Here is a 7768-nt window from a genome sequence, read left to right as displayed (position 1 = left end):
TTGTCCAACTATAGCTTGTATCCTACTAAAGTGGGTGGATATTTTATGCCCTAAATTTATTTAGGACGCTATTGATAGCATATTAATCATTTCTACAAATTAGTTTACTTTTAATGAAATTATACAACTAAATGAAAAAGATAATATTTTCGTTACTTTTTACTATTATTTCAATTGTAATTTTCGGGCAGAATATCGTAAAAGAAATACCATTTCGATTAACAAAATACAACAATATTTTAGTACCAGTTATTATCAATCAAAAAGATACGGTGCAATTGATGTTACATACAGGCTCTGATTATATTACAATTATTGAAGATTCGTATAAAAAAATGAAATCTATTTCGATTTCTGATACCTTAAACAATGTGACATCTTGGGCTGGATATTCGGATATGAAAATGAGTCAAAGCAATGTGATTAAATTTGGTAATGAAGAGTTCAGCAAAATTCCAATTTTTATTGACAAACAATCTGGACATGAGAGTGATGGAAAAATTGGTTTGAAATTTTTTGAAGGAAAATATTTAGAAATCAATTTTGATGAGAATAAATTATATGTTTATGATAAAGCTCCTACCAAACTAAAAAAGTATACAAAATTAAATTCGAGATATTCTCAAGAAACACTGTATATAAAAGCTTTTCCATTTATTGACAAAAAACCGATTGAAACAGAGTTTATGATTCACACAGGTTTTTCTGGAGCATTGATGATTTCGGATGATTTTGCCAAAGAAAATAAATTATTAGAAAAATTTGAAATTATTGGAGAATCAAAACTAAATGATGCTGCTGGTAATGTAATACTTTCCAAAAAATCAATTTTACCTAATTTCGAATTGGCAAATCAAACATTCAAAAATGTACCAATGTCATTTTTTGATAGTACAATAAAAATTCAACACAAAAATATTATGGGTGGCGATTTGATTAAACGTTTCAATCTAATTCTCAATCCAGAAAAAGATATTTTATATGTAAAGAAAAGTAAATATTATAAAGACGAGTATTTTAAATTATAAAAAAAATCCACTTCATTTTGAAGTGGATTTTTTTATAAACTATATTGTATTCTTATTTTGCTTTGAATTTGTTAATCGCGTTAATCGTAAATTCTGATAAAACTAATTCACCCGAAATTTTTGCACGCTCGATTAATAACTCATCCCAATTTTCTGTTCCTTCCCAAGAAACACGTTTCAAATGTTTCATTGCTTCTGGATTTGAATTAGCTAATCTTTTAGCTAAAATATCGATGCCTTCATCCATTTCAACTGCATTTGCATAAACTTCTGCATACAAACCTTTTTCTTTCGCCCAATCAGCCGACTGAAATTCAGTTGCATTAATCGCCATTTGTGTAAAAGCAGAATTTCCAACTTTACGTTCTACAGCAGGTCCAACTACAAACGGTCCGATACCTACTGCTAATTCTGATAACTTTACAGATGCAAATTCTGTTGCAAAAGTATAATCTGCTGCCGAAGCAATTCCAACTCCACCTCCGACTGCTTTACCTTGAATACGTGCTAAAACAAATTTTGGTGCTTTGCGAATTGCGTTGATAACATGTGCAAATCCTGAGAAAAATTCTAGACCAGTTTCACGATCTTTGATTGAAATTAATTCGTCAAAAGATGCACCAGCACAGAATGTTCTATCTCCAGCACTTTTTAAAACAATAACTTTTACTTCGTCATCGTTTCCTAATTTTTCAATTTCTGTTGCTAAATTTCTTAATTGAGAACCTGGCATTGAATTACTTTGCGGGTGAAAGAATTCAATTGTACCAATTCCATTTTGTATATCTGATTTTACGTATGCTTCCATATCTAATTTGATAATTTTTTTAAATGTGGTAATGAGCAAATTTAACTAATAAATTATTCATTATATGTTTAATTGTTTGAATCAAAACAATTAATAATTTGAGATGCTTCGACATGCTCAGCATGACAAATATTTCACGTAATTTTTCAATTTGAAAATGATTCTAAATCATCTTCTCATTAACAAATTACCACATTCTCACATTATATTAATCTTGATTTAATTTTTTAACCATTGTTAAAATTGTTGCAATACCAACTGTTTCTCCCGTTTCGTCGTAAATATCAACCAACCAACGAACAATTCCTTTTGCCACATCGTTTTCATCTTTTTTCTCTTGATCGATTTTTTCTTTACACGTAAAACGCACTCCAATTGTAGAACCTGGATATACAGGCTTCACAAAACGACATTCATCTAAACCATAGTTTAATAAAACTGGACCTTTTTTCGCTAAAACAAATAAACCTGCCGCTTTAGACAATAAATAGTATCCGTGAGCAACATTACGCTCAAAAATAGTTCCTTCTAAAGAAGTTGCGTCAACGTGTGCATAGAAATTATCGCCAGATAAAGCTGCAAATGCATTAATATCTGATTGTTGAATCGTATGTTTTGCTGTGATTAATGTATCACCAACTTTAACTTCTTCGAAATGCTTCGCGAATGGATGTTTATCTTCTTCGATATAATTTGCTCCATATTGGTATTGTTGAGTAACAGCTGTTAGTTTATTTGGAGAACCCTGGATTGCTGTACGTTGCATATAGTGTAATACACCACGCTTACCTCCCATTTCTTCTCCTCCACCTGCACGACCTGGACCTCCGTGTACTAATAATGGAAGTGGTGATCCGTGACCTGTCGATTCTTTTATACATTCTGCATCCAAAATAACGATACGTCCGTGTAAAGAACCTGCATTCAATACAAATTCTGTTGCGATATCATTATCCGCAGTAACAATCGAACAAACTAACGATCCTTTCCCCATACGAACTAACTCAATTGCTTCAGCAGTTCCGTTGTAAGGAATAATTGTAGAAACTGGTCCAAAAGCTTCGATGTTGTGAACATCAGTTTTATTGAATGGATCGTTGTTTAAAAATAAAATTGGAGAAATGAAAGAACCTTTGTTTTTATCAGCACCTTTCACTTCGAAATTATCTAAGTTTCCAAAAATAATTTCTTGCGATTTAGCTAATTCTTCTACTTTCTCACGAACTTCTTTAACTTGCGTTGCTCCCGCTAAAGCTCCCATACGAACACCTTCCACATTTGGATCTCCAATTGTAGTCGTTGCTAAACGTTGTCCTAAAGCGATTTGAACATCCTCAACCAAATGAGCTGGCACCAATGCACGACGAACCGCTGTACATTTTTGTCCTGCTTTAGTTGTCATTTCACGTGTAACCTCTTTAATAAAAATATCAAATTCTGGTGAGCCAACTTGTACATCTTCTCCTAAAACACAAGCGTTTAAAGAATCTGCTTCTAAGTTGAATGGAACACCTTCTGAAGTAATTCTTGGATGTGCTTTTAACATTTGTCCTGTCCAAGCAGAACCTGTAAATGTTACAACATCTTCTGACTCTACATTATCTAAAATTCCGTTTGCTGAACCTGTGATTAATTGTAAAGCACCGTCAGGTAAAATTCCAGATTCAATGATTGCACGAACAACAGTTTCCGTTAAGAAAGAAGTAATTGTCGCAGGTTTTACAATAGCTGGAACTCCAGCCAATAAATTAACCGCAACTTTTTCTAACATTCCCCAAACTGGGAAATTGAATGCATTAATATGAATTGCAACACCTCGTTTTGGTGTTAAAATATGTGTACCTAAGAATGTTCCGTTTTTAGAGATTTTATGCGTTTCTCCTTCAACATAAAATGGTTGATCTCCGAATTGACGTCGTAAAGATGCATTGGCAAATAAGTTTCCAATTCCTCCTTCAATATCAACCCAAGAATCTGCACGAGTCGCACCTGTTGCCCAAGAAACCGTGTAAAATTCTTCTTTACGATCCATTAAGTATAAGGCTAATTTTTTCAACATTAAACCTCTTTCTTGGAACGTCATTTTACGTAAAACTGGTCCACCAACTGTACGTGCATAATCCATCATCGCACCGAAATCTAATCCAGCTGATGATGCAGTTCCTATTTCTTCGCCATTGATGGCGTTATATAACATTTGCCCTTCAGACGAACCTTTTGTCCATTGTCCTAAAGCATAATTTTCTAATTGTTTAGCCATTTTTATGTTGTTTGTGTATTTTTTTAGTTATAAGTCGTAAGTATTAAGTTATAAGTTTTTGTCATTCTGAGTTCATCTCAGAATCTCATTAAATTTAAGTGTGATACTGAAACAAGTTCAGTATGACATTTTACATAATACTTTTTACATTTTACTTACTTTCATTCCACGTTTTATAATTCGAAGCCATTGACTCGTAATAATAATCTGGAACTTCTGTTAATGGTTCACAAGGTTTTAAACTATCATGACAATCACTTGGTAATTGCATATATTGTTGAGTACCTTGATCTTTCCATTCGATCATTTGATCCGAAACTTGTTTTACGATTTTTGCAGGATTTCCAACCACAACACTTCTTGTCGGAATATGTGTATCAGCCTTTACAAAAGCTAAAGCACCAACAATACATTCGTCTTCTACCACAACATTATCCATAACAACTGCATTCATCCCAACCATACAATTACGACCAATTGTTGCGCCGTGAATAATTGCGCCGTGACCGATATGCGCTTTTTCTTTTAAATGAACTGTTGTTCCTGGAAACATATGAATCGTACAATTTTCTTGTACATTGCAATTATCTTCGATAATAATTTGTCCCCAATCACCACGTAACGCACAACCTGGACCAATGTAAACATCTTTCCCAATAATCACATTTCCTGTCACCACAGCTTGCGGATGAATAAATGCTGTTGGATGAACAACGGGTTTATATCCTTTGAATTCGTAAATCATTTTTCTAATATAGTTTTTCGTTTGACGAAATTCGAACTTAGTATTACTCGAAAAACTAACTTCGAATTTCGAATAACTATTTTATGCTCTTTCAATAATTACAGCGTAACCTTGTCCTAAACCGATACACATTGTAACCAATGCATAACGTTTTCCTGTAGCTTGTAATTCGTAAGCCGCAGAATTTAAGATACGCGCTCCTGACATTCCAAGTGGATGTCCTAAAGCGATAGCTCCACCATTTGGATTGATACGAGAATCGTTATCTACTAAACCTAATGCACGCGTACATGCTAAAGATTGCGCTGCAAAAGCTTCATTTAATTCAATTACATCAATATCATTCATTGTTAAACCAGCTTTTTCTAATGCAATTTTAGTTGCATTCACTGGTCCAATTCCCATAATGCGAGGCTCAACACCTGCAACACCAGAAGAAACAATACGTGCCATTGGTGTTAAACCAAAATCTTTAATCGCTTGTTCAGAAGCTAAAATATTCGCTGCCGCACCATCATTAAGCCCAGAAGCATTACCCGCAGTTACCGTTCCATCTGCTTTGAAAGCTGGGCGTAACTTTGATAAAATCTCCATTGTTGTATTATTCTTTGGGAATTCATCTATATCAAAAATAATAGCATCACCTTTACGTTGTGGAATAACAACAGGAACAATCTCTTTCGCTAAACGTCCATTCGCTTGCGCAGCAGCCGTTTTTTGTTGAGACCAAACCGCAAATAAATCTTGATCATCACGCGAAATATTATCACGCTCTGCTAAATTTTCAGCTGTATTACCCATTCCATCAACTCCCCACATTTCTTTCATTTTTGGGTTAATAAAACGCCAACCAAAAGTTGAGTCATAAATTTGTGCATCACCACCAAATGGAGAAGCCGATTTAGAAATTACTAAAGGTGCACGTGTCATCGATTCTGCTCCACCAGAAATCATTAATTGTGCATCACCAACCTGAATTGCTCTCGATGCTGCAATTGCAGCTGATAAGCCAGAAGCACATAAACGATTCACTGTTTCACCTGGAACTGTGTAAGGTAATCCAGATAATAAAGCCGACATACGAGCTATATTACGGTTATCCTCTCCTGCTTGATTTGCATTACCTAAAATTACATCGTAGAATGCAGCAGGATCAATTGATGGATTTCTTTTTAATAATTCGGCGATTACCATTGCCCCCATATCGTCTGGACGAACAGCAGATAATCCACCTTTTAATTTACCAATTGGAGTTCTAACTCCATCTATTATATATGTTTGGTTCATTGTTTTAAAGCTTTATGCCTAAAACATTATGCTTTAGGCAATTTATAAAATTTATTCTTCAATTAAAGGTTTACCTGTTCTAAAGCAAGTTCCTTTAAATAAAGCAATTAATTCATTATGTTGATTTGTAACTTTGATATCGTAAATACCTGTTCTTTTTGTCGAAGAAATCTCTTGCGATTCGATTGTAAAAACATCTCCATTGCGTCCAGCTTTCGTAAATGAAATATGAACATCTAAGGCTACAGAAATATTATTGTACATATTACAAGAAAAAGCAAAAGCAGAATCTGCCATCGCAAACGTTACGCCTCCGTGAACAGACCCTACTCCGTTCATCATTTCTGGGCGAATTGCTGCTTGTAATTTTGCATATCCTTCTCTAACTTCGATTACTTCTAAACCTAACCATTCACTAAATTTATCGTGGTCAAGCATTCTATTTAATAACTTTTGTGGTTCCATTTTTTTGATAATTTTTAGTAGAATGTTTTATTTTCTTTGACGAAATTTCTGATAATTGGACTTAAACGGTAACGATCTTCGTGATAATAATTGTACAATTCATCTAAATCATTTTGTACATTTTCCAGTCCATATTCATCCGCCCATTTCAATAATCCTTTTGGATAATTTACACCTTTTGTCATCGCCGTATCTAAATCTTCACGGTTTGCAATGTTTAAAAATAAAGCATCAGCTGCTTCGTTGATTAACATCACCAAAACACGTTTGTATATTTTTTCTAATAAAGCTTGATCTTGAGATGGTACTTTTTTCTCCACTCCTTCTGCATAATTGTAGAATCCTCGACTAGATTTACGTCCGTAATATCCAGCTTCGAATAAGCGTTTTTGAGAGAAAGATGGTTTAAATCTTGGATCATAAAAGAATGATTCGAAAACCGATTCGGTTACACGATAATTCACATCATGACCGATAAAATCCATTAATTCGAAGGGTCCCATACGGAAACCTCCAACAGAAGTCATCGCAAAGTCTATTGTTTCTGCATCTGCAACTCCTTCTTCTAATAAACGAATTGATTCGCTATAAAATGGACGAGCCACTCGATTGACAATAAATCCTGGCGTATCTTTCGTAATTACAGGTAATTTACCAACAGATTGAATCAAGGCTTTTACTTCTTCTGCTAAATCTTCTCGCGTTTGAACGGCTGGAATAATCTCTACCAAAGCCATTAAAGGCGCAGGATTAAAAAAGTGAATTCCAATAACACGTTCTGGTTTTGAACACGCAGATGCAATTGATGCAATTGATAATGAAGAAGTGTTTGAAGCTAAAATACATTCGTCAGAAACGAGTTCTTCCACTTGTTTGAAAACTGATTTTTTAATATCTAAATTTTCAATAATTGCTTCAATCATCAAATCAATCGATGCAAAAGCGGTTAAGCTATCTGCATATTCGATATTGTTTTGAATTTCTTGTGCTTTTTCAGCAGTATATTTTTCTTTCGCCACTAACTTCTCGAATGTCTTCGCTAAGTTTTGTTTTGAACGATCTAAAGCTTCTTTATTTGTGTCATATAAAACAACTGGATGACCAGATTGAGCAAAAACTTGCGCAATTCCAGACCCCATTGCTCCACCACCAATAATTCCTATTTTTTTCATTTC

7 protein-coding genes are annotated in these 7768 nt (G+C 34.2%); 1 reads left to right on the top strand and 6 read right to left on the bottom strand.

Annotated elements, in window-relative coordinates; translation table 11 throughout:
- Window positions 1–131: 131 nt before the first annotated feature.
- Window positions 132–1028: a pepsin/retropepsin-like aspartic protease family protein gene (locus tag HXZ69_RS13275; RefSeq protein WP_286496263.1), complete on the top strand. Its 897-nt coding sequence runs from the start codon at window positions 132–134 to the stop codon at window positions 1026–1028.
- A gap of 52 nt (window positions 1029–1080) precedes the next feature.
- On the opposite strand, the gene HXZ69_RS13270 is transcribed toward HXZ69_RS13275, so the two are convergent.
- The 6 genes from HXZ69_RS13270 to HXZ69_RS13245 all read right to left on the bottom strand — a co-directional run bounded on the left by HXZ69_RS13270 (window position 1081) and on the right by HXZ69_RS13245 (window position 7765).
- Window positions 1081–1836 (bottom strand): enoyl-CoA hydratase/isomerase family protein, encoded by a 756-nt coding sequence (locus HXZ69_RS13270; protein WP_286496262.1) that lies wholly within the window; start codon window positions 1834–1836, stop codon window positions 1081–1083.
- Between the two features lie 208 nt (window positions 1837–2044).
- The gene (paaZ, locus tag HXZ69_RS13265) at window positions 2045–4096 is read right to left on the bottom strand and encodes a phenylacetic acid degradation bifunctional protein PaaZ (RefSeq protein ID WP_286496260.1); all 2052 of its coding nucleotides are present in this window, start codon (window positions 4094–4096) and stop codon (window positions 2045–2047) included.
- Between the two features lie 151 nt (window positions 4097–4247).
- Window positions 4248–4841 (bottom strand): acyltransferase, encoded by a 594-nt coding sequence (locus HXZ69_RS13260; protein ID WP_219035117.1) that lies wholly within the window; start codon window positions 4839–4841, stop codon window positions 4248–4250.
- Window positions 4842–4922: 81 nt separating this feature from the next.
- Window positions 4923–6128, bottom strand: a complete 1206-nt coding sequence (gene pcaF, locus HXZ69_RS13255; protein ID WP_286496259.1) for a 3-oxoadipyl-CoA thiolase — start codon at window positions 6126–6128, stop codon at window positions 4923–4925.
- Between the two features lie 51 nt (window positions 6129–6179).
- Window positions 6180–6593, bottom strand: coding sequence for a hydroxyphenylacetyl-CoA thioesterase PaaI (paaI, locus tag HXZ69_RS13250; protein WP_286496258.1), 414 nt, complete (start codon window positions 6591–6593; stop codon window positions 6180–6182).
- Between the two features lie 14 nt (window positions 6594–6607).
- Complete coding sequence (locus tag HXZ69_RS13245; protein WP_286496257.1) at window positions 6608–7765, bottom strand: 3-hydroxyacyl-CoA dehydrogenase NAD-binding domain-containing protein; 1158 nt, start codon at window positions 7763–7765, stop codon at window positions 6608–6610.
- Window positions 7766–7768: the final 3 nt, after the last annotated feature.

Origin of the sequence: Empedobacter sp. R132-2 (assembly GCF_030324375.1) — a bacterium.
Lineage (GTDB): Bacteria > Bacteroidota > Bacteroidia > Flavobacteriales > Weeksellaceae > Empedobacter > Empedobacter falsenii_B.
This window is presented reverse-complemented; position numbering and strand designations above follow the sequence as displayed.